General features: G+C 71.7%; 18 protein-coding genes and 2 pseudogenes. 11 read left to right on the top strand and 9 right to left on the bottom strand.

Annotated elements, in window-relative coordinates; all coding sequences use genetic code 11:
• Positions 1 to 9 precede the first annotated feature (9 nt).
• The 3 genes from ACT2CW_RS31080 to ftsE form a co-directional block, all read right to left on the bottom strand.
• On the bottom strand, positions 10 to 1,221 hold the full coding sequence (locus ACT2CW_RS31080) for a S41 family peptidase (RefSeq protein WP_445519044.1): 1,212 nt from the start codon (positions 1,219 to 1,221) through the stop codon (positions 10 to 12).
• Positions 1,222 to 1,289: 68 nt separating this feature from the next.
• Positions 1,290 to 2,201: a permease-like cell division protein FtsX gene (ftsX, locus tag ACT2CW_RS31075; RefSeq protein ID WP_020870885.1), complete on the bottom strand. Its 912-nt coding sequence runs from the start codon at positions 2,199 to 2,201 to the stop codon at positions 1,290 to 1,292.
• Positions 2,202 to 2,210: 9 nt separating this feature from the next.
• Complete coding sequence (gene ftsE, locus ACT2CW_RS31070) at positions 2,211 to 2,900, bottom strand: cell division ATP-binding protein FtsE (RefSeq protein WP_009717451.1); 690 nt, start codon at positions 2,898 to 2,900, stop codon at positions 2,211 to 2,213.
• Positions 2,901 to 3,227: 327 nt separating this feature from the next.
• Here ftsE and ACT2CW_RS31065 point away from each other — a divergent pair, with 327 nt between their 5' ends.
• Entirely contained in the window at positions 3,228 to 3,422 is a 195-nt protein-coding gene (locus ACT2CW_RS31065; protein WP_020870883.1) for a hypothetical protein, read from the top strand.
• 235 nt (positions 3,423 to 3,657) lie between these two features.
• Here the strand turns inward: ACT2CW_RS31065 and ACT2CW_RS31060 are convergent, their stop codons facing one another.
• From ACT2CW_RS31060 to ACT2CW_RS31045, 4 genes are all read right to left on the bottom strand, one after another.
• Entirely contained in the window at positions 3,658 to 4,326 is a 669-nt protein-coding gene (locus ACT2CW_RS31060; RefSeq protein WP_445519043.1) for a hypothetical protein, read from the bottom strand.
• Positions 4,327 to 4,620: 294 nt separating this feature from the next.
• Complete coding sequence (gene prfB / locus ACT2CW_RS31055) at positions 4,621 to 5,733, bottom strand: peptide chain release factor 2 (RefSeq protein WP_164435293.1); 1,113 nt, start codon at positions 5,731 to 5,733, stop codon at positions 4,621 to 4,623.
• A gap of 40 nt (positions 5,734 to 5,773) precedes the next feature.
• Positions 5,774 to 7,114, bottom strand: a complete 1,341-nt coding sequence (locus tag ACT2CW_RS31050; protein ID WP_414082059.1) for a serine/threonine-protein kinase — start codon at positions 7,112 to 7,114, stop codon at positions 5,774 to 5,776.
• Positions 7,115 to 7,358: 244 nt separating this feature from the next.
• The gene (locus ACT2CW_RS31045) at positions 7,359 to 9,089 is read right to left on the bottom strand and encodes a serine/threonine-protein kinase (RefSeq protein ID WP_445519042.1); all 1,731 of its coding nucleotides are present in this window, start codon (positions 9,087 to 9,089) and stop codon (positions 7,359 to 7,361) included.
• 683 nt (positions 9,090 to 9,772) lie between these two features.
• On the opposite strand from ACT2CW_RS31045, the gene ACT2CW_RS31040 reads away from it, so the two are divergent.
• From ACT2CW_RS31040 to ACT2CW_RS31025, 4 genes are all read left to right on the top strand, one after another.
• Positions 9,773 to 14,404, top strand: coding sequence for an FtsK/SpoIIIE domain-containing protein (locus ACT2CW_RS31040; protein WP_445519041.1), 4,632 nt, complete (start codon positions 9,773 to 9,775; stop codon positions 14,402 to 14,404).
• A 355-nt stretch (positions 14,405 to 14,759) separates the two neighbouring features.
• Positions 14,760 to 16,118: an ABC transporter substrate-binding protein gene (locus ACT2CW_RS31035; protein WP_445519040.1), complete on the top strand. Its 1,359-nt coding sequence runs from the start codon at positions 14,760 to 14,762 to the stop codon at positions 16,116 to 16,118.
• Positions 16,119 to 16,142: 24 nt separating this feature from the next.
• Entirely contained in the window at positions 16,143 to 17,516 is a 1,374-nt protein-coding gene (locus ACT2CW_RS31030; protein ID WP_164436759.1) for a carbohydrate ABC transporter permease, read from the top strand.
• The gene (locus tag ACT2CW_RS31025) at positions 17,513 to 18,394 is read left to right on the top strand and encodes a carbohydrate ABC transporter permease (protein WP_445519039.1); all 882 of its coding nucleotides are present in this window, start codon (positions 17,513 to 17,515) and stop codon (positions 18,392 to 18,394) included. The genes ACT2CW_RS31030 and ACT2CW_RS31025 overlap by 4 nt, the downstream gene beginning before the upstream one ends.
• 64 nt (positions 18,395 to 18,458) lie before the next feature.
• On the opposite strand, the gene ACT2CW_RS31020 is transcribed toward ACT2CW_RS31025, so the two are convergent.
• Positions 18,459 to 18,920, bottom strand: coding sequence for an ATP-binding protein (locus ACT2CW_RS31020; RefSeq protein WP_445519038.1), 462 nt, complete (start codon positions 18,918 to 18,920; stop codon positions 18,459 to 18,461).
• Positions 18,921 to 19,088: 168 nt separating this feature from the next.
• Here ACT2CW_RS31020 and ACT2CW_RS31015 point away from each other — a divergent pair, with 168 nt between their 5' ends.
• The 4 genes and pseudogenes from ACT2CW_RS31015 to ACT2CW_RS31000 all read left to right on the top strand — a co-directional run bounded on the left by ACT2CW_RS31015 (position 19,089) and on the right by ACT2CW_RS31000 (position 22,402).
• Positions 19,089 to 20,003, top strand: a complete 915-nt coding sequence (locus tag ACT2CW_RS31015; RefSeq protein ID WP_445519037.1) for a helix-turn-helix domain-containing protein — start codon at positions 19,089 to 19,091, stop codon at positions 20,001 to 20,003.
• Positions 19,966 to 20,103, top strand: coding sequence for a DUF397 domain-containing protein (locus ACT2CW_RS31010; protein ID WP_445519036.1), 138 nt, complete (start codon positions 19,966 to 19,968; stop codon positions 20,101 to 20,103). The genes ACT2CW_RS31015 and ACT2CW_RS31010 overlap by 38 nt, the downstream gene beginning before the upstream one ends.
• 105 nt (positions 20,104 to 20,208) lie before the next feature.
• Positions 20,209 to 20,751, top strand: coding sequence for a DUF4232 domain-containing protein (locus ACT2CW_RS31005; RefSeq protein ID WP_445519035.1), 543 nt, complete (start codon positions 20,209 to 20,211; stop codon positions 20,749 to 20,751).
• A gap of 921 nt (positions 20,752 to 21,672) precedes the next feature.
• Positions 21,673 to 22,402: pseudogene (locus ACT2CW_RS31000) on the top strand (phosphotransferase family protein).
• A 210-nt stretch (positions 22,403 to 22,612) separates the two neighbouring features.
• On the opposite strand, the pseudogene ACT2CW_RS30995 reads toward ACT2CW_RS31000, so the two are convergent.
• Positions 22,613 to 22,837 (bottom strand): annotated as a pseudogene (locus ACT2CW_RS30995) (hypothetical protein); the annotation flags it as partial.
• Here ACT2CW_RS30995 and ACT2CW_RS30990 point away from each other — a divergent pair.
• Positions 22,737 to 23,153, top strand: a complete 417-nt coding sequence (locus ACT2CW_RS30990) for a hypothetical protein (RefSeq protein WP_445519216.1) — start codon at positions 22,737 to 22,739, stop codon at positions 23,151 to 23,153. The pseudogene ACT2CW_RS30995 and the gene ACT2CW_RS30990 overlap by 101 nt on opposite strands.
• A gap of 152 nt (positions 23,154 to 23,305) precedes the next feature.
• On the top strand, positions 23,306 to 25,606 hold the full coding sequence (locus ACT2CW_RS30985; protein ID WP_445519206.1) for a bifunctional glycosyltransferase/CDP-glycerol:glycerophosphate glycerophosphotransferase: 2,301 nt from the start codon (positions 23,306 to 23,308) through the stop codon (positions 25,604 to 25,606).
• Positions 25,607 to 25,632 lie beyond the last annotated feature (26 nt).

Genomic DNA, 25,632 nt, shown 5'->3' with positions numbered 1-25,632 from the left:
ATTCTCGCACTAGGACCCGCCCCCGAGGCCACTCAATACCGTGCGCGCCCGCGCCTCCGCGGACGGGCCGTCGTCGCCCCTGACCGTGAGGTCCGGGTCGATGCCCTCGCCGTCGACGTTACGCCCGGCGGGGGTCCGGTAGTGGCCGACGGTGAGCTCGGCGACCGAGCCGTCGGGGAGTTCGCTGGGCATCTGGACCGAGCCCTTGCCGAAGGTCCGGGAGCCCACGACCACGGCGCGGCCGCGGTCCTGGAGGGCGCCGGTGAGCAGCTCGGCGGCGCTCATGGTGCCGCCGTCGACCAGCACCACCAGCGGGGTGTCGGTGTCACCGCCCGATCGCGCGTCGAGAACTCGCTGGTCACCGCGGACGTCATAGGTGGCGACCAGGCCACCGTCGAGGAAGGAGGAGGCGGCGGTGACGGCCTCGGAGACCAGTCCGCCCGAGTTGCCCCGCAGATCGAGCAGTATGCCGTCGCCCCGGGGGATGGAGCGCACCGCGCGCCGGATGCGCTCTCCGGTGCCCTTGGTGAACGAGTCGACCTTGATCCGGACGGTGCCGGGTCTGTGGTCGTCGTAGCCGCTGAGCCGGTCGACGGTCACCGGGTCCGTGGTCAGCCGGGCCCGGCGGAGCTCCTGCGTCCATTCGTGGCCGTCGCGCCGCAGCCCGAGCTCCACCCGGGTGCCCGGCGAGCCGTCGGCGGGGCCGCGCAGCAGGGCCACGACCTCGGTGACGGGCCGCCCGGTCACGGACTTGTGGTCGACCGTGCGCAGTCGGTCACCGGCCCGGACCCCGGCCTTCTGGGCGGGGCTGCCGGGCTCCACTCGCTCCACCGCGATCCGCCCCTGGGCGTCCCGGCGGGCGGAGATCCCGACGCCGACGTAGGCGCCGTCGAGGGTCTGGCGGTAGCCCTCGTACTCACGGGCGCTGTAGACCGCGCCCCACCGGTCTCCGCTGCGGCTCACCACCTCACGGGCGGCCTTGGAACCGGACTTCCCGTCCTCCTGGGCCGCGGCCGCGGCCGCCTTGACCTGGTCGCTCTCGACCGCGCCGACGTAGGCGCGGGCCGGTATCCGGGCGGCTTGGGGGTCCCGGCGCGATCCGGGCTCGGCGCCCCAGGAACCGACGGCCGCCCCGGTGGCGAGCACGCTGGCGAAGACCAATGTCAGGGCGGCCCCACGGCGAATGCGGCGGGGATGGACGAACAAACACGGGCCCGACATGCCGGTGAGTGTAGGGCACCAACAGGCGCCGTACCGGGCGTTATCCGGTACGGCGCCCTAGGCGAATGTCACACCTTGAGGTACTTGCGGAGCGCGAAGAACGCCGCGAGAGCGGGCATGAGCAGGCCAATCGCGAGCACCAGTGGCAGCTTCGCCAGCACCGCGTCCCAGCCGATGAAGTTGATCACATCGATCTTGTCCACCAGCCAGTTGTTGACCAGGAAGTACTGCCCGCTCACCAGCAGTACACAGGCGAAGCCCGCGCCCAGCAGCCCCGCGATGGCGGCCTCCATGATGAACGGCATCTGGATATAGAAGCTGGACGCGCCGACCAATCGCATGATGCCGGTCTCCCGGCGGCGGCTGAACGCCGACACCCGCACCGTGTTGACGATCAGCATCAGCGCGACGATCAGCATCAGCGTCATCACGCCGAGCGCCGCGAAATTCATGCCGTTGAGCAGATTGAACAAGTCGTCGACCAGGGCCTTTTGATCCTGGACCTCCTGCACCCCGGGCCGCGCGGCGAAGGCCGTGGAGATGACGTCATAGCGCTCGGGGTCCTTGAGCTTGATGCGGAAGGACTCCTGCATCTGGTCCGGGGTCAGGGAGTCGGCCAGCGGCGAGTCGCCGAACTGCTCCTTGTAGTGCTTGTACGCCTCCTCACTGGTCTCGAAGTGCACCGACTCGACGATGTTCATCTGCTTGAGCTCGGACTCGATCTCCTGCTTCTGCGCCTCGGTGACCGCGCCCTTGGCGCAGTTGGCCGAGGTCTCCTTGTCGTTCTTGTTGCAGAGGAAGATCGAGACGTTGACCTTGTCGTACCAGTAGCCCTTCATCGTGCTCACCTGCTCGCGCATGAGCAGGGACCCGCCGAACAGGGCGAGCGAAAGGGCCACGGAGACGATGACCGCGAAGGTCATCGTGAGATTGCGGCGGAGACCGACGCCGATCTCCGACAGGACGAACTGGGCGCGCATGGCGTCCTTTCAGTGCTGGTAGCCGTAGACGCCGCGGGACTGGTCGCGGACGAGGCGGCCCTTCTCAAGTTCGATCACGCGCTTGCGCATCTGGTCCACGATCTGCTGGTCGTGCGTGGCCATGACGACCGTGGTGCCGGTCCGGTTGATCCGGTCCAGCAGCTTCATGATGCCGACGGAGGTCTGGGGGTCCAGGTTTCCCGTCGGCTCGTCGGCGATCAGCAGCATCGGACGGTTGACGAACGCGCGGGCGATGGCCACCCGCTGCTGTTCACCACCGGAGAGCTCGCCGGGCATACGGTCGTCTTTACCGCCCAGACCCACGAGGTCGAGCACCTCGGGAACGGTTTTACGAATGGCGCCGCGCGGCTTGCCGATCACCTCGAGCGCGAAGGCGACATTCTCGCCGACCGTCTTGTTGGGGAGCAGCCGGAAATCCTGGAAGACGGTCCCCAACTGGCGGCGCATCTGCGGCACCTTCCAGTTGGACAGTCGCGCGAGATCCTTCCCCAGCACATGGACCGCGCCATGGCTGGCGCGCTCCTCGCGGAGCAGCAGCCGGAGGAAAGTGGATTTTCCCGACCCCGAGGAGCCCACCAGGAAGACGAACTCGCCCTTCTCGATCTCGAGCGAGACATCCCGAAGTGCGGGACGGGTCTGCTTGGGGTAAGTCTTGGATACGTTGTCGAATCGGATCACTGATGCACCACGGTCGACCTGGGTAGCGGTACGGGCTGCCGGAGCGGCTCCCGTCGGTGAGCGTGACCATACGCGAAGCGCGCATGGGCGCGCAGTCCGCCGTCCGGCGTGGGTGGGTTTCTTCACTGCACTATTGGGGTCAAACGGTTGACAAACCGCCTGTCGGCGCGGCTGAAACGGCCACGAAACCGGTACGGATGCGGCACGGAATCGTGCGGGGCGCGCCGAACCGGACGGAAGCTGGCACAGTGGAAGGGGAACCAACCCATTTCCCTGAGCGTTGGCCCCGTGTCTACTGCGGCACCGCCGCGCGGGAGGAGAAAGCGCATGACGTACGACAGGCTCGTCTGCGCCAACTGCGCGAGCCCCGTCAGCGAGGGCCGCTGCCCGGTCTGCCGGGCCAGCAGGGAGCGCCTCCAGCAGGAGGGCATGTTCGGCGGGCTGACCCCGGCCGCGCTGATAGCGCTGCTGGTGGCGCTCATCGCGGTGGCCGTGCTCGCGCATGAGATGGCGACGGCGTAGCGGAGCGTTACGAGGCGATACGCCGGATAGGGGCGCCCCTGAACGCGACCGGGGCAAGACAAACGCACAAGGGGCCCGGGGGGTTTGAGATCTCCTTGTCCCCCCCCCTTTCTTTTGTTTTCTCTCCATCCCCCGGGGGGGGGGCGCCCCGAAACGCGACCGGGGCAAAAAAAACGAACAAGGGGCCCGGAGCGCGGAAGCGCTCCGGGCCCCTTACCGTGCGTGAGGCGCGCGATCAGGCCACGTTGTTGCGGTTCACCAGACGCGGCACAAAGCGGAAGCCGATACCGCCGGCGATCATCGTCGCGGCGCCGACCAGCAGGAACGTGGTCTCGGAGGCACCGGTCTCGGCCAGCTGCTCCTTGGCCTTGCCCTGCTCCACCGGCTTGGAGCCGACATTGTCGGTGCCGGTGTTGTCGTCGCAGTTGGTGCTGTCGAGGTCCACCGTGCAGGTGCTGTCGTCACCACCGCCGCCGCCACCCTGGCCGGGCGTGCTCGGCTGGGCGGTCGGGCCGTCGGTGGGCTCGTCGGTCGGCTGCCCGGTCGGCTCGTCCGTCGGCTCGCCGGTCGGCGGCTCGGTCGGCTCGTCCGTGGGCGGCTGAGTGGGCTCGTCGGTGGGCGGCTGAGTCGGCTCGTCCGTCGGCGGGACGGTCGGCTCGTCCGTGGGCTCGCCCGTCGGGATCGAGGTCGGCTCGTCGGTGGGCTCGTCGGTCGGGTCGTCCTTGCCGATGCCGACGCCGACGTCCAGACCCTTCTCGTCCGCGTTCGCGGAAACGTTCACGCCACCGATACCGACATCAACACCAACGGCCGATGCGGCGCCGGCGGCGGTGAGCGACGCGCCGGCGGCGATCACCGCACCGGCAGCTATTCGCGCCACGCGCAGCCGCGTCTTCTTCGTCATCTGCCTGCTACCCCCAGTAGCTGTACTCGTCAATGGAGCAGCTATGCACGGGGCAGCGGCTCGGGGTGTCTCAGTGTCCGCGGGCCCCTATCCCTCCGAGGCGGTCCGCCGGCCCCCGTGCAACACGCGCCCCAGTCATACGCATGCCGCGCGTCAGCCTTCCCAGTTTTCAAACCACCGTCAAGCCCATTGCACGCGAGATGTCCGCTATGGAAGTGCTTGCCGGATGCATGGGTACAGGACTGTGACCAAAAACGCGGCGGGCGCGGCCCGTTGCGGGGGCGAGCGGGAAGGTTACTTCCCCTGCTCCTGCTGCTTGCGCCAGCGGATCCCCGCTTCGAGGAAACCGTCCAGCTCACCGTCGAGCACGGCCTGCGGATTGCCGACCTCGAATTCCGTGCGCAGGTCCTTGACCATCTGGTACGGGTGCAGGACGTACGAACGCATCTGGTTTCCCCAGGAATTGCCGCCGTCGCCCTTGAGCGCGTCCATCTTGGCCTGCTCCTCCTGGCGGCGCCGCTCGAGCAGCTTGGCCTGGAGGACGTTCATCGCGGTGGCCTTGTTCTGGATCTGCGAGCGCTCGTTCTGACACGAGACGACGATGCCGGTGGGGATGTGGGTCAACCGCACCGCGGAGTCGGTGGTGTTGACGCCCTGGCCGCCGGGGCCCGAGGAGCGGTAGACATCCACGCGCAGCTCGGACTCGTCGATCTCGATGTGGTCGGTCTGCTCGACGACCGGCAGCACCTCGACGCCCGCGAAGGAGGTCTGGCGGCGGCCCTGGTTGTCGAACGGCGAGATCCGCACCAGGCGATGGGTGCCCTGCTCGACCGAGAGCGTCCCGTAGGCGTACGGGATCTGCACGGCGAAGGTGGTCGACTTGATGCCGGCTTCCTCCGCGTACGACGTCTCGTAGACCTCGGTCTTGTAGCCGTGGCGCTCGGCCCAGCGCAGATACATCCGCTGGAGCTGCTCGGCGAAGTCGGCGGCGTCCACCCCGCCCGCCTCGGCGCGGATGTTCACGACCGCCTCACGGGAGTCGTACTCGCCGGACAGGAGGGTGCGCACCTCCATCTCGTCGACGGCCTTGCGCACGGCCTCCAGCTCGGCCTCGGCCTCGGCGCGGGCGTCGTCATCGCCCTCGTCGGCGGCGAGCTCGAACAGCACCTCGAGGTCGTCGATCCGGCCGCGCAGCTCCTCGGCCCGGCGCAGCTGCCCCTGGAGATAGGAGAGCTTGCTGGTGACCTTCTGCGCGTTCTCCGGGTCGTCCCACAGGGACGGGGCCGCCGCCTGCTCCTCGAGCACGGCGATGTCGGCCCTCATCTTGTCGAGGTCCAGGACGGCCTCGATCGACCCCATGGTCGAGGAGAGGGACTTCAGCTCTTCGGATACATCGACGACTGCCACGGGACCAGCGTAACCGCTACGGAAGACTGACCGTCCCCGGTCATGGGGTACCGGGGTCCTGGGAGACGGAGTGCTCGCCGCCCTTGGGCGGATCGCCGCCGTCGTCGCCGCTCGCCGCCAGCCATCCGCCGAGCCCCACCGCGATCAGCGCGGCCAGGGTGACCGCGGCCACCTTCAGCCGGCGGCGGCGCAGCGCGCCCGCGACCGCGGGGTTGCGGGCCGAGCCCGCCCGGCGCTGGCCGTGCACCCGGGGGGCGCGCGCGGTGCCGTGGGCGCCGCCCGCGAGCTCGTCCGCGCTGGGCACCCGCATGCTGGTGTGGGTCTCGCGGCTGGAGTCCGGCACGGCGCCCGGGACCAGCGGCACCGCGCCACGCCGCCGCGGGGGCGTATGCGGCGCGGGCCCGGAGGCGGGGACGGAGACGCCGCGGTGCGGAGTCTCGGCCTCCGCGCCCTCCCGCTCGCCGCCCTCCTGCTGCTCATCGGGCTCGTCGATGTCCAGCGGCGGATATCCGGCCAGACCGGGCAGCAGCTCGCGCAGCCGGGCGGCCAGCTCGGAGGCGCGCAGTCGGGAGGCGGGTGCCTTGGCCAGGCACTGGAGGAGCAGCTGCCACAGCTCGTCGGGGATCCCGGGCAGCGGCGCCACGGTCTCGGTCACATGGCGGCGCAGGATCGCGCCGGGGTGGCCGCCGCCGAAGGGCGTGAAGCCGGCCAGCATCTCGTACAGGACCGTCGCCAGGGCGTACACGTCCACGCTGGCCCGGGGCGGCAGCCCCTCGACGATCTCGGGGGCGAGATAGTCGGGGGTGCCGATCACGCTGCGCGGGTTCGGCGAGCGGCCCTGGGAGGACGTCCGGTCGCGGGCGGGCTGGGCGCGGATCGGGGTCGGCTCGTCGACCAGCCGGGCGATGCCGAAGTCGGTGAGCAGGGCGGGGTGCGCACCGCCGGGACCGAGCGGCCCCTGCATGTCCAGCAGTACGTTCTCCGGCTTGACGTCGCGGTGGACGACCCCGGCGGCGTGCGCGGCGGCCAGCGCGTCGGCGACGTCCACCGCGATCGCGACGGCGGCCTCGGGGGCGAGGCGGCGCTCGCGGTCCAGGCGGGTGCGCAGATCCGTACCGCGGATCAGGTCCATGACCAGCGCGAGGTCATTGCCGTCGACCACCAGGTCGCGCACCCCGACCACCCGGGGGTGGTCGAGGCCGAGCAGTGCGGTGCGCTCCTGGACGAAGCGCTCCACGAGCTCCTGGTCGGAGGAGAGGTCCTCACGCAGGAGCTTGATGGCGACGGGTCCCTCGGGCCCGTCGCCCAGCCACACCGCGCCGGCGCTGCCGCGCCCCAGGAGCTGATGCGCGGTGTACCGACTGCCGATCTTCCGTGACAAGACTGCTCCGAATCCTCACGAACAAGGGGGGCACGTTGGCGACAAAGCTACGCGGCTACTGGCGCGTTGGGTGCACCAGACAACGCCAACTGTCACTTCTGCGGCGGAAAACACCCTTCGGATGTCGACAAATCACCGGAATGGGAAGCGGAATGAGAGGTACGGAGGCGGAGATACGGAGGCGGAGATACGGGATCCGGCCCCGGGCCCGAAAGGGCCGGGGCCGGATCAGGGCCGGGGCGGATCAGCCGCCGGGCTTGCTGGGGCCGCCGAGATCCTCGATCCAGTTGCCGATGTCCTTGGCCCAGCCCGAGACCGCGTCCCAGTAGCCCTTGCCGTCGGCGATCCAGTCCTTGAGCGGGCTCAGCTCCCAGACCAGCCAGGAGCCGATGACCAGGACCACGATCACGAACAGACAGCCCTTGAGGCACCCCAGGCCCGGGATCTTCATCCGGTTGGGGTTGGAGCCCCGCTGCCGCGGCTCGCGGCGCGGCTCCGGCTGCTGCGGCGGCGGAGCGTAGCGCTGCGGCTGGGGCTGCTGCGGGTGGTGCGGCGCCGGGGCGTACTGCTGGGGCTGCTGGTACTGCTGCGGCTGCTGGCGGCCCCGCCGACGCTGGGGCGGCTGTTGGGGCTGCTGGTATTGCTGCGGCTGCTGGTACTGCTGTTGCTGTTGCTGGTACGGCTGCTGCGGCGCGGCGCGGTGGGGGCGGCGGCGCAGCGGGTCCTCGCTCGGGTCGAGGTACTGGACCTGGGTCTGCTCATTGCGGTCGCGGGCCGCGCGCAGCTGGTTCTGCCAGGGGTGCGGATCGTCCTGGCCGGGCCCACCGGGCGGTACGGGCGGCATGGCGCGCGTCGGATCGGCGCCCCCGGCCGGTCCTGAGCCGGTCGGCAGCACCTGGGTGGGGTCGGCGTTGGCCCCGGCGTTCGCGCCTGTGGTGGGCATCACATTGGTGGCCGCGGCGGGGTCGTACGAGGGGGTGCCGCCCGGGGCGTTCGTGGGGAGCGCCTGGGTCGGGTCGGCCGAGCCCGCGGGCGCGGTGTCCGGGACCGGCGCGGGCGCCGGGTCCGGGGCGAGCAGCGCGGCCACGCCGAGCGCCGCCTCGGCCTGCGCGGGCGAGGCGTGCACCCCGACACCGGCGGCGACCACGCGCAGCGCCCGGGCCAGGCTCTCGGCGCTCGGGCGCTCCTCGGGCCGCTTGCGCAGACAGCGCTCTATGACGGTCCACAGCGGCTCGGGCACGGTCGAGGGGCGGCGCGGCTCCTCGCTGAGGTGGCGGTGGAGCACCTCGAGGGCGGTGTTGCCGGCGAACGGCGGACGGCCGGTGACCAGCTCGTACAGCATGATGCCCGCGCCGTAGATGTCCACCGCGGAGGTCTGCGGGCGGCCCTCGGCGGACTCCGGCGCCACATAGGCGGGGGTGCCGACGAACTCCTGGGTGCGGGTGAGGCCGGGCGAGTCGGCGAGGCGCGCGATGCCGAAGTCGGTCAGCATCGGGTGCATCTCCTGGCCCTCGCCGGTGCCCGCGAGCAGCACGTTGGCGGGCTTCAGATCGCGGTGCACCACACCGTCGGCGTGGCTGGCGGCGAGCGCGTCGGCGATCTGAGCGGTGAGCAGCGACGCGGCCACGGGGGTGAACGGGCCGTTGCTGCGCAGGTAGTTGTGCAGGTCCGGGCCGTCGATCAGATCCATGACCAGGGCCAGCAGATCACCCTCGACCACCAGGTCGCGGGTGCGGACGATGTTGGGGTGGGTGAGCCTGAGCAGCACCGAGCGCTCGCGGAGGAAGCGCATGACGATGTCCGCGTCGTTCGCGAGCTCCTCCTTGAGGACCTTGATCGCGACGGTCTCGCCGGGCTGCCCGGCCACGGCCGCTTCGGCCCCCGCCGTCTCCCGCTGGCTGGCTCGCCAGACGGTGCCCGTGGCTCCGCGCCCGAGCGGCTCCTCGAGCAGGTATTTGCTGCCTACCGGCCGCACGTCATGCGCTCCCTGATCGTGGTCTTACATCGGCGTACTGCGTTGGTCTGCTGGGTGGTCTGATGGTGATCTGCTGGGTGGGTCTGCTCTGGTGCTCGACTTGTTGTACTCGTCCGCCCCACTGTAATGGCGGCGCACGGTGAGCCCTATCCGATCACCACACGAGGGTCCGGAACGGGTCCGGCGCGGGTGTCCGGGAAGGGCGTCCGACACGGGGTCCGGCTCGGGTGTCCGGCGCGGGGGAAGACGTGTGATCCGGACGGATGGTTGCCAACGGTTGGTTGCCAACGGTGGTCGAGATCGCTCGTTGACCGCTCAATCGCCGCTCAAACGGGCGCGATGGGGCGCGGAGGGGCGCGACCGGGCGGCTTCCATCACCTTCCATCACCTTCCATCACCGCGAGGACGGCTCAAGGGCGGCCCAAGGGAGGCCGTTCCGGTCGCAATCAGCCAGTTTCGGCCGACTAGCCGACCAATCAAGATCATGTAGCGCCGGGCGGCGGGCGAAGTGTCGGTGGCAGGTGCGAGGATGCAGGCAGCACGGAAGCGCCGAGCGGCGGGAGGCTCACGCTCCGTGACCCGTACGACCCCGTACGGACCTGTACGTGCCGAAGGGCCTGGGGGCGGTGGTGGGGGTCGGCACCCCTGCCCGGCCCCCTGGACAGAAGGGACCGTTGACGGCGATGCAGATTCGGCTGACCGTCCTCGGGCCGCGCAGCGCCCACCCGGGCCGTTCCGGCCACCATCCTGCGCCCGCGTCCGGGCCGCACGCCCTCGTGGGCGCGGTGGACGTCCTGGTCACCGCCCCCGCCGGCACGGCACTCGCCGCGGTGGCCGGCGGGCTGGCCGACGCGGTCGCCGCGGCCGGGTACGAGGCGGGGGGCGCCGGCGGCGGAAGCGGCGGCCCGGTGGTGCTGTACGCGGGGGGCGAGCGGCTGGACCCGCAGCGCTGTGCGCTCGGCGAGCCGCCGCTGGTGGACGGCGCGGTGCTCTCCCTGCACGGCCCGGCCGACCCCGACTCCGACCACTACCCCGGCTACCCCGGCCTGCCCGAGACCGCCGTCGCCGACGCCACGGTCCACCTGGACGTGGTCGCGGGGCCCGACGCGGGCGGCGTCCATCTGCTGCACGGCGGCCAGGTCCGCATCGGCCGCTCCGCCGACGCGGATGTCCCCCTGGACGACCCCGATGTCTCCCGGCTGCACTGCGCGGTCACGGTCGCCGAGGACGGCCGGGTGACCATCGCCGACCTCGGCTCGACCAACGGCACCGCCGCCGACGGCGTCCCCGTGGGCCCCCAGCCGGTGCCCCTGGAGCCCGGGGTGTTGCTACGGATCGGCGAGTCCGCCCTGCGGCTGCGCGTCCCCTCCACGGCATCGGCGATGCCCTCGGCCCCCACCCGCCTCCCCGTCCAGGCGGACGGCGAGGGCCACCTCCGCGTCACCCCCGCCGGTGACCACCCCACCCACACCAAGGCCCCCTGGCCCGGCGCCCCCCAACCGGCCGCCCCCACCCACACCACCCAGGGCCCCTGGACCCCTCCCACCCACCACCCCGGCACGGGCTGGACGAGGGTGGGCCAATCGGGTGACGAGTCTCACGCGGCCCATGACCGGGCTGCCGCTTACGGGGATGACGGCTGGGGCCCCGGCGAGGGCGCGGCCCCCGGACCGCGCGGCGAGGCGGGCACCGGGACCCAGGGCGGCGGGGCGAGCCCCTACGCCCACCGGAATGACGACGGGTGGGGGCCCGGTGCGGGCGCGGCCCCCGGGCCACGCGGCGACGCGGGCACCGGCACCCCGGACGGGGCGAGTTCTTACGCCCACCGGAACGACGACGGATGGGGACCCGGTGCGGATGCGGCGCCCGGGCCACGCGGCAGTAGCGGCAGTACGGGCACCGGGCCGCGCGGCGACGCGGCCGGACGCGGCCGGGGCCCGCAGGGCCGCCCCTCGGCCCCCGGCGACCAGCCGTACGACGACCCGTCCACCGCCCGCACCCGCCGCAGCGAGCGCGCCCCCGGGGCCGGAGCCACCGGACAGGGCCCGGCGGGGCGGCCCACGCGAGCCGACCAGGGCCGCCCCGGCGCGGGCGGCAGCGCCCATCCGGGCCACGGCCCACGCCCGACCGGCACCCGCCACCCGGACGCGGCCCAGGACCACCGGCCCACCTCCCGTGGAACCACCGGCGACCCGGCAGGCCCCGGTGGCGCCCCCTACGACGGCACGGCCGCAGGCCGCAGCGGGCCGGACGAGGCCGAGGCGGGGTACGGCGACGCCCCGCACGGCGGTCGGCGGTACGGCCGAGGACGCGGCGACACGGACGGACGCGGCCAGGGCCCGCAGCGGGCCCGGTCCGCTGGCGACCGGCCCGCCGACGCGGACCCCGGCGGCTCGCCGTACGGCGGCGCGGCCGCGGGCCGCAGCCGGTATCGCGAAGGCGACGCCGAATCCGGGCGGCAGCCCGGTCCGGGCGCGAGGTACGCCCGAGGACGCGGCCAGGAGGGCCCGCAGGGGCCCTCCGCCGACGTGGGCTACGGCGCGGCGCCGTACGACGGCCGGTCCGCCGCTCCCGAACAGCGCACTCCCTACCCCGGCGGCCAGCAGGACGCGGGGCTGCGCGGCGGCTCCGATTCGGCCGACCCCGGCCGCGCGGGCGATGGCGGGGCTCCCGCCAACAGGGACCAGCGCGGTGGGCGGCCGCAGGCCGGGGGCGCTGGGTACGGCGGGTCCGGACAGCAGACGCCCCACCCCGGGGCCCAGCCGGGTGCCGGGCCGCGCGGCGGCCGGCCGCAGGCCGCCGGTGCGGGCCACGGCGCCCCCGGGCAGCCGGGCGCCAGGGAGCGTACGCATGGGGCGGGATATGCGCTGGATGCGCCGGGGGCGCAGGCTCGGCGGCGGGGGATAGGGGCCTGGGTGCGGCAGTTGGCCGGAGGGAAAGCAGCCGAGCGGGGTGGGGTGCGGGAGGACCGGGGCGCGGCGGCGCGGGCGGCCGCGGAGGCCGAGGCGTTGCAGCGGCGGTGGCCGGATCCGGCCACCATGCTGATGACGGCGCTGGGGCCGGGCTCGCGCCTGTGGGAGCGCGCCCCCGGGCATCCGGACACGCTCACCGTACGGCTCGGCTCGGCCGACCAGCTGACGGCCGACGGCGGGCTGCTCCCCGCCGCGCCCGTGACCGTCGATCTGCGGCAGTGCGGTTCGCTGGGGCTCGCGGGCCCGCGCACGCGGGTTGCGGGGCTCGCCCGGTCCGTCGTGGCGCAGCTGGCGGCCCTGCACTCACCGGCCGTGTTGGAGATCGTGCTGATCAGCGGCGAGGAGCGGCTCGCGGAGTGGTCGTGGCTCGGCTGGCTGCCGCACGTCCAGCCGTTGCGCGGGCAGGACTGCCGGCTGCTGCTCGCGTACGACGTGGAGCAGGCCGCGGCCCGTACGGAGGAGCTCACCCGGCGGCTGGAGGACGGTCCGCTTGGCCCCGGCTGGGCGAGCGCCTCCCCGGCCGCCGCGCAGTCCGTGGCAGCACGCCACTTCGGGCCGTACACCGTGGTGGTCGTGGACGGCGCCCCCGGTCCGGGCGCGCTGCACGACACCCTCGCCCGGCTGGCGGTGAGCGGTTCCGCGGCCGGAATCCATCTGCTCTCTCTGGCCGAGGCGCCCGCCGCGTCGCCCACCTCCCCGCTGCCCATGAGCTATGAGGCCGCGCGTTCCGCGTCCGCCGCGTTCGCGGCGTGCGGAGTGGCGGCCGTGCTGAGCGGTGACGTGGCCACGGGTCTCCAGATCGTCCACGGGGACGGGACGGCGCCCGGCACCAGCGGGGTCAACGGGATCACCGGTGCGACCGGCGCCACCACGACCGTGACCGTGGACGCGGTGTCGGCGGCGTGGGCCGAGCGGTTCGCGCGGGCGCTCGCGCCCCTGCGCCCGGCCGCCTCCGCGCAGGACGGCGCGTTCGGCGGCTCCGACGGTCCGCCGACCGTGCCGCTGCCGGACTCGGCGCGGCTGCTGGACGAGTTGGGGCTCGCGCGGGCCACGCCCGCGTCCCTGCTGGCCCGTTGGGCGGCCGCGGCGGACGAGGTCCCGGCGGGCGGCCGGGCGCTGGCGGTGCTCGGCGCCGGTCCGCGCGGCCCGCTCGCGGTCGATCTGGCCGCCGAGGAGGGTCCGCACGCACTGATCGACGGCGCGGCGGGCACCGGTAAGACGGAGCTGCTGCGCTCGTTCGCCGCCTCACTCGCGGCCGCCGAACGGCCGGACCGGCTGGAGCTCATCCTGGTCGACGGCGCCGGGTCGGGGTCCGGGGCGGGGGCGGGCGAGGGGCTGCGGGTGTGCACGGATCTGCCGCATGTCTCGACGCATCTGTCGGCCACCGACCCGGTACGGATGCGGGAGTTCGCGCAGGCGCTCAGCTCAGAGCTCAAGCGCCGCGCCGAACTGCTGGGCCGACAGGACTTCACGGATTGGCACGCCCGGCCCCAAGACCCCGGCGACGGCGAGGGCGCCACGGACCCGGGCGCCACCATGGGCACCAACACGGGCCCGTCCGACCCTGGCACGCCCCGCGTCGTCGCGCCTCGTCCGCCCGGCGATATCGACCCGCCCCCGAGCGACACCCTCCATACGCTCAATCTGCGCGCACAGCGCACGCGCACCGCGAGCGCGGTGTCCGCCCGTCCTCGTTCCCTGCTCCCCCGCCTCGTCGTGATCGTCGACGACTTCGACGCGCTGGTGGCCCCGGCCCTCGGCAGCCCCGGCCGGCCGGCGTCCGGTTCGGTCGTGCGCGCGCTGGAGGCGGTCGCCCGTGACGGTGCCCGGCTCGGGGTGCATCTGGTCGTGGCGTCCGGCCGGCCGGACCGTACGGCGGAGACGGCGGCCGTCGAGCGGGCCGCGATGCGGATCGCCCTGGACGCGCGCCCGCTCAACCCCGCGCCCTCGGCGACCCCCGCGCATCCCACCGGCTCCCCCCGCCCCGGCGAGCCCGGAAGGCCCGATACATCCCCCGCCGCATCGACACGCTCGGTCACATCCACCCCGGCCGCCGCGGCCGCCCCGGGCGGCGACCCGGCGCCGGGCCGTGGGCGGCTGTTCCGTCCGGATGACGCCGTCGGAACGCCGTTTCAGGCGGGCCGGGTGACCGGACGGATACCGCGCACCGCGACCCAGCGGCCCACCGTCGTACCGCTGGAGTGGCGGCGGATGGGCGATCCGCCCGCCCGCCGTCCGCTGCGCGAGCTCGGGAACGGCCCCACCGACCTGGCACTTCTCGCCAGTGCGCTCCAGCGCGCCGCGCAGTCGGCGGACGCGCCCACCGCACCCGCGCTGATCTGACCGGCCGACCGACCGCGTCCACCACCGCCCGCACCCTGCCCGATACCTGCCCCGATACCGGTCCGATACCGGTCCGATACCGGTCCGATTCCTGCCCGTTTCCTGCTCGATTCCTGCCCGTTTCGCGCCCGTTCCCGACCGTTCCCCCCGCCCCCGGCCGACTTCCCGATCCATTCCGGCCATCCGCCCGTCTGTCCCACCTGCCCCGTTTCACGGCCGACCCTTCATCACGGCCCGGTCACGATCCGTGAGTGAACGCCGGACGCAGTATTGCCACGTTCGGTGACCGGGCGTAGGACTACTCAGCACGGGACACGGCCGCGCGGGGGCGGCCGGCATCGGAGGGAACACGGGGATGCACGTATCGCTTCCTGCGAAGCGTTCGACACGAGCCGCGGTGGCCCTGCTGGCGGCGGGAGCACTCATGCTCACCGCCGCGGGCTGCGGCGGCGACGACGGAGACACGGTCAGCGGCGGCCCGCCGCCCAACACCGTGAAACTGCCGAATCTGAAAGGGCAGAAACTCCAGGTCACGGCGGTCTGGACGGGCACCGAGCAGGAGAACTTCACCAAGGTGCTCAAGGAGTTCGAGAAGCGCACCGGCGCCAAGGTCTCCTTCGTACCGAGCGGTGACGACATGGCGGGCTTCGTCGGCTCGAAGATCGCGGGTGGCGCCCCGCCGGATGTCGCGATGGTCGGACAGGTCGGCGTCATGCGCGAGTTCGCCCAGAAGGGCTGGGCCAAACCGCTCGACGCCGCCGCCAAGGCCGAGTTGGCCAAGAACTTCGCCAAGGGCTGGCAGGACCTCGGCTCGTACCAGGGCAAGCCCTACGGGGTGTATTTCAAGACCAGCAACAAATCCCTGCTCTGGTACAACACCTCCGCGTTCGACTACGCGGGCGCCAAGGTGCCCAAGACCTGGCGGGAATTCCTGGAGCAGGCCCAGCTGATCTCCGACTCCGGCACCGACGCGGTCGCGATCGGCGGCCAGGACGGCTGGACGCTCACCGACTGGTTCGAGAACGTCTATCTCTCCCAGGCGGGCCCGGAGAAGTACGACCAGCTCGCCCAGCACAAGATCAAGTGGACCGATCCCTCGGTGAAGAAGGCGCTCGAGACGCTCGCCCAGCTCTGGGGCACCAAGGGCCTGGTCGCGGGCGGCCGGAGCGGCGCGCTCCAGACCGCGTTCCCGGACTCCGTCACCAAGGCGTTCGGCAACAAGGCCGAGCCGGACGCGGGCATGGTCTTCGAGGCCGACTTCGTCGCCGCCAACGTCGCCGACGCGGGCGCGGAGCTGGACCAGGACGCGAAGGTGTTCCCGTTCCCGGCGGTGGGCGCGGACGCGCCGGTGGTGACCGGCGGCGACGTCGGCGTGGCGCTGAAGAACAGCAAGGCGGCGCAGGCGCTGCTCACCTTCCTCGCCTCACCGGACGCCGGGACCATCTGGGCCCAGTCCGGCGGGTTCATCTCGGCGAACAAGAACGTCAAGTTCAGCGCCTATCCCAATGCCTCCATGCGCAAGATCGCACAGGCGCTGATCGCGGCGGGCAATGACTTCCGGTTCGACATGTCCGACCAGGCTCCCGCCTCCTTCGGCGGCAAGCCGGCGCAGGGCGAGTGGAAAGCGCTCCAGGACTTTCTCAAGAACCCGAGGAATGTCGACGGCATCCAGCGCCAGCTGGAGCGGGATGCCGCCAAGGCGTACAAGAACTGACGACTCGACCGGGAGAACCACATCATGTCGACCGCGACAGCGGACGGCGCGGCCACACCTGGCCGGGCATCGTCCTCCCCACCGGCCAAACGGCCGAGCGCGAAAAAGCGTAAGGGCCTCATGGGCACCCGGCCCTGGCTGGCGGCGGTGTTCCTGCTGCCCGCCCTGGTGCTGCTCGGGGCGCTCGTCGTCTATCCGATCGTCTACTCCGTCTACCGGAGCTTCTTCGACGCCTCGGGCAATGGCTTCGTCGGCCTGGACAACTACCAGGAGATGTTCTCCGACGACGCCACCAAGACGGCCATCAAGAACAACGTCATCTGGCTGATCCTGGCCCCGACCGTCTCCACCGCACTGGGCCTGATCTTCGCCGTGCTCACCGAGCGGGTGCGCTGGGCCACCGCCTTCAAGCTGGTCGTCTTCATGCCGATGGCGATCTCGATGCTGGCGGCGGGCATCATCTTCCGGCTGGTCTACGAGCAGGACCCGGACAAGGGCGTGGCCAACGCCATGTGGGTGAGCGTCCATGACTCCTTCAGCGAGTCGCCGCCGTTCCCCGGCGCCCATCCGCGTCCCACCGCCGGGCTGACCGAGGCGTCGAACGGCTCGTTCACCACCAAGGACACCGTGCGCGCGGGCACCCCCGCCTCGCTGCCGCTGGTCGCGGCCAAGCGCGGGGACATCAGCGGGGCGCAGGACGCCAAGCCCGCCAAGGCCGAGCCCGGGAAGATCACCGGCACCGTCTGGTTCGACTTCACCCGGGGCGGCGGTGGCGAGCAGGGCGCCATCGACAAGGGCGAGAAGGCGATGGCCGACCTCAAGGTGGAGGCGGTCAAGGACGGCAAGGTGGTCGCCAAGACCACGACGGCGGCGGACGGTACGTACACCCTCCCCGCCAAGGCCGAGGGCGCCCAGCTGCGGCTGCCCGCCTGGAACTTCTCCGAGCCGTACAACGGCGTGGACTGGCTCGGCCCGTCCCTCGTCACCCCGGCGGTCATCGGCGCGTACGTCTGGATCTGGGCCGGTTTCGCGATGGTGCTGATCGCGGCGGGGCTCGCGGGGGTGCCGCGCGAGCTGATGGAGGCCGCGCGGATGGACGGCGCCAATGAGTGGCAGGTCTTCCGGCGGATCACGGTGCCGATGCTGGCGCCGGTGCTCTCGGTCGTCGTCGTCACGCTGATGATCAACGTGATGAAGATCTTCGACCTCGTCTACATCATCGCGCCCGGCCCCTCCCAGGACGACGCCAACGTCCTCGCCCTCCAGCTCTTCCAGTCGTCCTTCGGCACCGACGTCAACCAGGGGCTCGGCAGCGCGATCGCCGTGCTGCTGCTGTTGCTCGTGCTGCCCGTCATGTTCATCAACATCCGCCGGATCCGAAGGGAGAGCCGCCGATGACCAGTGCGGACACGGTCGTACAGGCGAAGCAGTCCCCGGTCGCGCGGATCGCCGCGAGCGTCGGCGGCGGGGCCCTGCGTGTCGTCCTCATCCTGGTCGGTCTGCTGTGGCTGATGCCGACCGCCGGACTGCTGCTGTCCTCCCTGCGGGACCCGTCGGAGGTGGACCTCTCGGGCTGGTGGAAGGTCTTCACCGACCCCGGGCAGCTCACCTTCAGCGGCTACGACAATCTGCTGGGCAACCAGCAGATCACCGACTCCCTCTGGACCACGCTCGCGATCACCGTCCCGGCGACCCTGCTGGTCGTGGTGATCGGCGCCCTGGCGGGCTACGCCTTCGCCTGGATGGACTTCCCCGGCCGCGACGCGTGGTTCCTCATCGTCGTCGGCCTGCTGGTGGTCCCGATCCAGGTCGCCCTGATCCCGGTGGCCAAGCTCTTCGGCGAGATCGGCATCTTCCAGACCACCACCGGCGTGGTCCTCTTCCACACCGCCTTCGGCCTCCCCTTCGCGATCTTCCTGCTCCGCAACTTCTTCGCGGAGATCCCCCGCGAGCTCCTGGAGGCCGCCCGCCTGGACGGCGCGGGCGAGCTGCGGCTCTTCCTGCGCGTCGTCATGCCCCTCGGCGGCCCGGCCATCGCCTCCCTGGGCATCTTCCAGTTCCTCTGGGTCTGGAACGACATGCTGGTCGCCCTGATCTTCGCCGACAGCGGCAACCCCCCGATCACGGTCGCCCTCCAGCAGCAGGTCCGCCAGTTCGGCAACAACATCGACATCCTCGGCCCCGGCGCCTTCGTCTCGATGCTGATCCCGCTGGCGGTCTTCTTCGCCTTCCAGCGGCAGTTCGTGGCGGGCGTGATGGCGGGCGCGGTGAAGTAACGCGCGCCGAAACCGGCAGGCGGCCCGGCACCCCGTCCAGGGGGCGCCGGGCCGCCCCCCTTTTTCACCTCACGGCGCACCGCACCTCCGCCCACACCGTCTTGCCGACGGGGATACGCCGGGTCGTCCCCCAGCGGACGGCCAGCAGATCCACCAGAAGCAGCCCACGCCCCGACTCGTCATCGGCCGTCAGCGCCGACGGAATGGCCGGGAGGCGGTCCTCGCGGGCGTCCGAGACCTCGATACGGATCGTCCGCGTCGAGGGCGCGCAGGCGAGACGGAGCCGGAAGTCCCGCCCGGGTACGCGGCCGTGCCGTACGGCGTTCGAGGCCAGCTCCGCCACCAGCAGGGCCACCGTGCAGGACGCGTCCGACGCGGGCGGATAGCCCCACTCCTCCATGCGCCGCACAGCCAGCCGCCGAGCGAGGCGCGCTCCGCGCGGTGTGGCGGGGAACTGCTGGGTGAGCTCCCGGAGTTCGGGCTCGGGGTCCGGCGCCGTGGTCGTCTTCAGCACGGTGTTGTCCATTTCCGTCCGATCGATTGTCCGTACGATTCGCAGCGTGTGCGCATCGTGACGTTCCGTGCCCAAGGATCGTGGCGCGGGTCTACGCTCGAAAGGCCGTAACGCCTTACCTTTCAGGCCGTAAGGAACGGAAGTGATGTTTTGGCCAAAGAAGTTGATCCCCGCTCGTCCATGGCGGCGTTATTCGGTTCGCGGGTCCGCAGACTCCGCACGGCCGCCGGTCTGACCCAGGCCGAGCTGGGCGAGCGAACGCATGTGGTCAGCACCCGGATCACGCAGATCGAGCGCGCGTCCGGGGCGAAACCGACGTTCGAGCTGACACGGACGCTCGACACCGTCCTCGGGGCGGACAGCCTGCTCGTGGACATGTGGCCGTACGTCTACCGGGAGGCGTTCCCGGACTGGTCGCGGGCGTTCATGGCGTACTCGGAGCGGGCCAGCTCTGTTCATGAGTACGCGGCCCACGTTGTCCCGGGTCTGTTGCAGACCCCGGACTACGCTCGGGCCGTCTTGAGCGTGGGTGTGTCGCTCACCAGTGAGCAACAGCTGGAAGACCGTTTGGCCGCCAGGCTCAGGCGCCAGGAACGGCTCTCCTCACCCGACCGCCCCGAGCTGTGGGTTGTCCTGGACGAGGCGGTGCTGAGACGCCCGATCGGTGGCCGGGCAGTCATGCGAGCCCAGTTGGCCCGACTGCTGGAGGTGGCCACGCAACCCCACATCACGGTGCAGGTGCTGCCGTTCGACCAAAGGGAGCACGATGTGATGGGCGGCTCCCTGACCATCCTGACGACCCCTGACGGTTCGGAAGTGGCCTACACGGAAGGTGCCCACTACGGCCAACTCATCGAGGAACCGGACGACGTCAAGCGCTTCTCCCTGTCCTACGATCGGCTGCGGGCAGCGTCCCTGCCCCCACTCATGTCGCTCGACATGATCCGATCCGTGATGGAGGGCAACCACCGTGGAGCGAGCGTCCCGTCCCGATCTGAGCGGCGCCGCCTGGCGCAAGAGCAGCTACAGCAATCAGGAGGGTGGCAATTGCGTAGAGGTGGCCGACGGCATACCCGGCGTCGTCCCCGTCCGTGACAGCAAGCAGCCCGACGGCCCCGCTCTGGTCTTCCCGGCAGGTTCCTGGGCCACCTTCATCGATGAGCTGAAAAGTTGGGAGCATGACTGTCCGAAATAGGCTCTCCGGCACACGGAACTTCCCCCGGTCACCGCACATCTTCCGGTGCGCAGGCGCCGACTGACTTCGCGCGCCGATTCGTATGCGAGGGGAACCCCGAACTTCATGAAGAACAAGCTGACCGCCGTGGCCCTTGCGGCCCTCGTCGTCGCGGGCGCTGCCGCTACGGCCATCCCGGCCTCGGCCGCCACCGCCAAGGCCGCGCCGACCCGCTGCCACACCGCCGACCTGAAGGCCGGTTTCGCCACGGGGGAGGACGCGAGACCGGAGATGGATCAGACCGAGAGGCAAACCCAGGCGTACATCTGGTTCACCAATAAGAGCACCCGCACCTGCACCCTGTCCGGCTTCGCCGGTGTCGACATGATCGGCGCTCAGGGGACTGACGGCACCTGGTCGCTGGCACGCTCCTCCAAGACGCCCGAAAAGATGGTCCTGGAGCCGGGAGATACGACGGACTTCAGCATCAACCTGCTCCCGGTGGCCGAGTCCACGCCGCAGAAGGAGAAGTTCGTTCCGGCGAAGTTCCTGGTCACCCCGCCGAACGAGGCGGCGCACTTCACCCTGAAGTGGCCGTTCGGCGGCCAGATCCTCAAGCAGGACGGCGCCACCCACCCGGCCACCTACCTCAACCCGGTCGGGCTGTAGCCAGGCCGGCCCGCCGGACCCTCGTACGCGGGGGTCCGGCTCGCTCCCCGACGGCACCCCCGTCAGCATCGCCGCACTGTGCGAGCACTTCAGCCGAGGGCGAGATCCTGATCTCGCGGGCGTTACGGGAGTTGGAGTCCGCCGGATACCTGGAGCGGCGACGGGAACGCGGACCTGGGGGCACCATCCGCACCCGCACCGCCGGATCTGCCCGCCGTGGTCGACACCTTGAACCGGATCAGCGCGCTCGACCTGCCCAAGGTCGCGCGGGGCTGGCCCGAGACCCGTTGGGACATCAATCCGAGCAACCTGATCATCAGTCAGAACGGCGCCTGGGCCGTGGATTGGGCGTGGCCGACGAGAGGGGCCGCGTTCATTGACGTGGCCTCCCTCGTCATCCAGCTCATCGCGGCCGGGCACACGGCCCGGGGTGCCGAGTCCTGGGCCGTTCGCTGTCAGGCTTGGGGGATGCGGACTCTGCCGCGATCGACGCGTTCGCCGCCGCCACCTTGCGCATGTACCGGTCGCGGGCCCGCCGGTTCGCCGACGCCTCCTGGCTCGAAGACATGGTCGGGGCCGCTCGGGCCTGGGTGGCTCACCGAGGAGCGGGCACGTAAGGGCTAAGCACTCCGCTGGAAGTGTCGCGATGCGTCGTCGGCCGACTGCGGCGCCGTCGCGGCTGGTCGCGCCCGCGCGGCGGAGCCGCATATCGACACAGCCCCGCGCCCCTTCGGGGCGCTGCCCGAACCGTAGCGGACTTCCTCCGACCTGCTTAGAGCTCCTAACAAAAGTGGTGGACTTGACCTGGCCAGCGGTTGGCGTCACGCACGAGGCAGCCGGATAGCGGAGCGCGGTCAGCCGCGCCATCGCACGCGATAAACCCGGCGACGTCGACGATCATCCCCGGGATACTGGTCGCCCATGAATGAGGTCAAAGTCGTCGTTGCCCATTCCGAGCGCGCGACCCTGCGCGTCGGCGACGTGTTCCTGAAGGTGGACGCAGATCAGGCGCGCATCGACGTCGAGGTCGAGGCGATGGCCCTGGCGCCGGTCCCGACCCCGAAGGTCCTGTGGCGCAAGCCGCCCGTGCTCGCGATCGCGGCGGTCCCGGGGACGGCGCTCGGCCGCCTCGGCGAGCCGTCGACCGCGTCCCCGGCGGCGTGGGCTGCGGCGGGTGCCGCCATCCGGAAGTTGCACGACGCGCCGTTGCCGCCCTGGCCCGGCCGGGCGGGCCAGGGCCTCGACGAGTTGGCCGCGGAACTCGACGGCGAGTGCGAGTGGCTCGTGACGAACGGCGTCCTGCCCGCCGACCTGGTCACCACCAACCGCCAGGTCGCCGAGGCCGCGCTCCGGCCGTGGACTCCGGTATTCACGCACGGCGACCTACAGATCACTCACGTGTTCGTCGACAGCGACGAGATCACGGGCATCATCGACTGGTCCGAGGCGGGCCAGGGTGATGCCCTGTTCGACCTCGCCACGTTGACGCTCGGACACGAGGAGCACCTCGGCGACGTCGTTGCCGGCTATGGCACCGACGTTGACCCCGACGTGATCCGCGCGTGGTGGTCATTGCGAAGCCTGCTGGGGGTTCGGCTTTGACCCGTTCGCGCCGGGCTGTGAAGTCGAGGTGCTGAGATCCCGGATGTGAGGCGGATCTCCCAGCGGATGCGCAGGCGGCGCAACCAGTGCGGCGCAACCTGGGACTCCTCGACGACGCGGCGCAGCGCCGCCACGTGTCTTTCGAGGACGGTCCGTCCGGCCGTGGTGAGCGCGAACCAGGTTCGGGGGCGTTTGCCCACGTAGCCCTTTTCACCTCGACGTAGCCCCGGGTCTCGAGCGTGCTGACCTGCTCGGAGAGCGCGCTGGGCGACAATCCTGCCGACTCGCGGACCCATCCGAACTCGGCCCACTCCACACTCACCAGCAGCGACACGATCGACAGCCGCGTCGGGTCGAGCAGGACCGAGCCGAAGAGGATGAGGGTGGCGCCGATCACCGCGCCTACCACCGTCCCCGTGTACGGGAACGGCGCGTGCGGCAGCAAGCGTGTGGCGAGGAAGCAGATCACCGCCACGGCGGCCATCACCAGCTGGGCCAGCCGTATGAAGCGCGGGGAGATTTCGTCCCTGCGCACGCGGGTGGGCCGACCCAGGAGGGCGCCGCCTCGGGGGTTGCGCAGCATCACCACGTACACCAAGGAGAGTACGGCGATCGCCGTGGAGATCCAGGAGCGCACGTCGTCGCCGACGAAGTCGGATGCCGCCATTTGGGCGAAGATCGCGACGCCGAACACGACGCTGACCCAGCGGGATTCCTGCGCCGAGGCGCGGGCCTGGTCGCGGCGCTGCTCGATGTCGCGCAGCGCGCGGGCGGCCTCGGCGGGCGGGGTCAATCGGTAGGACAGTCGTGTCCTGAACGTCATGAGCGGTCGGGTGTTGGGCCGAACGGGGGGCTTTTGCGGGGTGCCTCGCCATGGCGTCGTCCTATTCGGTGGGCGTTCAGATGATGGTGTGAGGAACCATCCGTGCCGCTTCGACCGATGGGATGCGCCGTGCCCCGGTTCAGCGTCATCGTGCCCGCATACGAGGTCCAGCCGTACTTGAGTGACTGTCTGCGGTCCGTGCTGGAGCAGGACTTCACGGACCTGGAGCTGATCGCGGTCGATGACCACTCGCCGGACGCGTGTGGCGCGATCATCGATGAGGCCGCCGAGCGGGACCCTCGGGTGCGGGCCGTGCATCTGGCGGAGAACGCGGGGCTCGGGCGGGCGCGGAACGCCGGGATTCGGCGAGCCACCGGGGACTATCTGCTCTTCCTCGACGGGGATGACACCCTCGCCCCCGGCTCGCTGCGCGCCGTCGCCGACCGGCTGGCGCGGACCGGCGAGCCGCAGGTGCTGGTCTTCGACTACGCGCGGGTGGACTGGACGGGGGACGTCGTACGGAACGTCCGGGCCGAGTTGCTCCGGGAGGGGGATCCTGGATGCGTCCGGCAGGTGTTCCGGCTCGATCAGCGGCCTGAGCTGTTGCGGCTGCTGATGGTCGCCTGGAACAAGGCGTATCGGCGGGACTTCGTCCGGGAAGGAGACTTCGCGTTTCCGCCCGGGTTCTATGAGGACACGCCCTGGACCTTTTCCGTGCTGCTCAGCGCGGAGTCCATCGCCGTCCTGGACCGGGTGTGCGTCCACTACCGGCAGCGGCGGCGCGGCGGGATCCTGCGTACCACCAGCCGGCGCCACCTCGATGTGTTCGACCAGTACGACCGGGTGTTCCGATTTCTCGACGCGCGGCCCGAGCTGGCCCACTGGCGCCCGGCGCTGTTCCGGCGGATGGTCGACCACCTCGGCGTGATCGCCGCCGCGCCGGACCGGCTGCCGGTGCGGGTCCGGGCCGAGTTCTTCCGCCGGGCGGGCGCGCACCACCGGCGCTACCGGCCGTACGGCGCGGCCACCCCGCCCGGGCGTGCCGGGTGGCGGTGTCTGCTGCTGCGGCTGGGTGCGGGCCACGCGTATCAGCTGCTGCGGGACGGCGATCGGGTGTGGCGGAGTGTCCACAAATGCGCCCGCGCGGCGTACGGGCAGGCGCGCGCGGCCGCGCTTCGGGTGCATTACCGGGTGCAGTTGTGCCTCCCCGTCGATCCCCGGCTCGCCGTCTTCGCCGCGTACTGGCACAAGGGCTACGCCTGCCATCCGGCGGCCATCGAGGCGAAGGCGCGCGAGCTGGTGCCGGGGGTGCGTACCGCCTGGATCACCACCCCCGAGTACGCCCCCACCCTGCCGCCCGGGGTGCGCCGGCTGCACCCCGGCTCGGCCGCGTACTGGACGGCGCTGGCCCGCGCCCGCTTCCTCGTCAACAACGTCAACTTCACGCCGGGGATGCGGAAGCGGCCCGGGCAGATCCATCTCCAGACCCACCACGGCACCCCGCTCAAGCACATGGGCCTGGATCTGCGGGACCGTCCGGCCGCCGCCCGCGGCATGGACTTCGGCAAGCTGCTGGAGCGGGTGGACCGCTGGGACTACAGCCTCTCCGCCAACCGCCACACCACGCTGGTCTGGGAGCGGGTCTACCCCTCCGGCTACACCACGCTCCCCTACGGCTCGCCACGCGACGACGTCTTCCAGCACGCCACCGAGGACGACGTGGCCCGGCTGCGCGCCCGGCTCGGCATCCCCGAGGGCAGCGTGGCCGTGCTGTACGCGCCGACCCACCGCGACTACCAGCGGCGCGCCGTGCCGCGGCTGGACCCGGAGCGGATGGCCCGCGCGCTGGGGCCGGGGTTCACGCTGCTGGTCAGGCCGCACTACTTCCACGCGCCGGACGGGGCCATCGACAGTGCGGGCGGCCGGGTGCTCGATGTCTCGGGGTACGGCCGGGTGGAGGAGCTGTGCCTGGCGGCGGACGCGCTGCTGACGGACTACTCGTCCATCATGTTCGACTACGCCAACCTCGACCGCCCCATCGTCATCCACGCCGACGACTGGGACGCCTATCGCGCCGCCCGCGGCACCTACTTCGACATCACCGCCGCCCCGCCCGGCCCGGTCTCCCGCACCGAGGACGAGCTGATCGCCCTCTTCGCCACGGGCGCCTGGTGTGGTCCGCGCTCGGCCGCGCTGCGGGCCGCGTTCCGGGACCGCTTCTGTCCGTACGACGACGGGCGGGCGGCCGAACGGGTGGTGCGCCGGGTGTTCCTCGGCGAGCGCCCCGAACTGCTGCCGCCCGTCGTCCCGCTCGCCGAGCGACGTCCGGCCCCGGCCGTCGTGCGTACCGCTCCGGTCGCTCACGTCGTGTGCCCTCTACCGGCCGCCTCGCCCGCTGCCGCACTCCCCCACCGGAGCCGCCTCCCCTAGCCCCCGCCCCGTCCCGCCCCGACGCG

It is taken from the genome of Streptomyces sp. NEAU-174 (assembly GCF_052665095.1).
This window is presented reverse-complemented; position numbering and strand designations above follow the sequence as displayed.

Bases quoted from the DNA above. Each gene is read 5' to 3' on its own strand.
- ACT2CW_RS31080 (WP_445519044.1), bottom strand. From the start codon at position 1,221: ATGTCGGGCCCGTGTTTGTTCGTCCATCCCCGCCGCATTCGCCGTGGG.
- ftsX (WP_020870885.1), bottom strand. From the start codon at position 2,201: ATGCGCGCCCAGTTCGTCCTGTCGGAGATCGGCGTCGGTCTCCGCCGC.
- ACT2CW_RS31065 (WP_020870883.1), top strand. From the start codon at position 3,228: ATGACGTACGACAGGCTCGTCTGCGCCAACTGCGCGAGCCCCGTCAGC.
- ACT2CW_RS31060 (WP_445519043.1), bottom strand. From the start codon at position 4,326: ATGACGAAGAAGACGCGGCTGCGCGTGGCGCGAATAGCTGCCGGTGCG.
- ACT2CW_RS31040 (WP_445519041.1), top strand. From the start codon at position 9,773: ATGCAGATTCGGCTGACCGTCCTCGGGCCGCGCAGCGCCCACCCGGGC.
- ACT2CW_RS31035 (WP_445519040.1), top strand. From the start codon at position 14,760: ATGCACGTATCGCTTCCTGCGAAGCGTTCGACACGAGCCGCGGTGGCC.
- ACT2CW_RS31030 (WP_164436759.1), top strand. From the start codon at position 16,143: ATGTCGACCGCGACAGCGGACGGCGCGGCCACACCTGGCCGGGCATCG.
- ACT2CW_RS31025 (WP_445519039.1), top strand. From the start codon at position 17,513: ATGACCAGTGCGGACACGGTCGTACAGGCGAAGCAGTCCCCGGTCGCG.
- ACT2CW_RS31020 (WP_445519038.1), bottom strand. From the start codon at position 18,920: ATGGACAACACCGTGCTGAAGACGACCACGGCGCCGGACCCCGAGCCC.
- ACT2CW_RS31015 (WP_445519037.1), top strand. From the start codon at position 19,089: ATGGCGGCGTTATTCGGTTCGCGGGTCCGCAGACTCCGCACGGCCGCC.
- ACT2CW_RS31005 (WP_445519035.1), top strand. From the start codon at position 20,209: ATGAAGAACAAGCTGACCGCCGTGGCCCTTGCGGCCCTCGTCGTCGCG.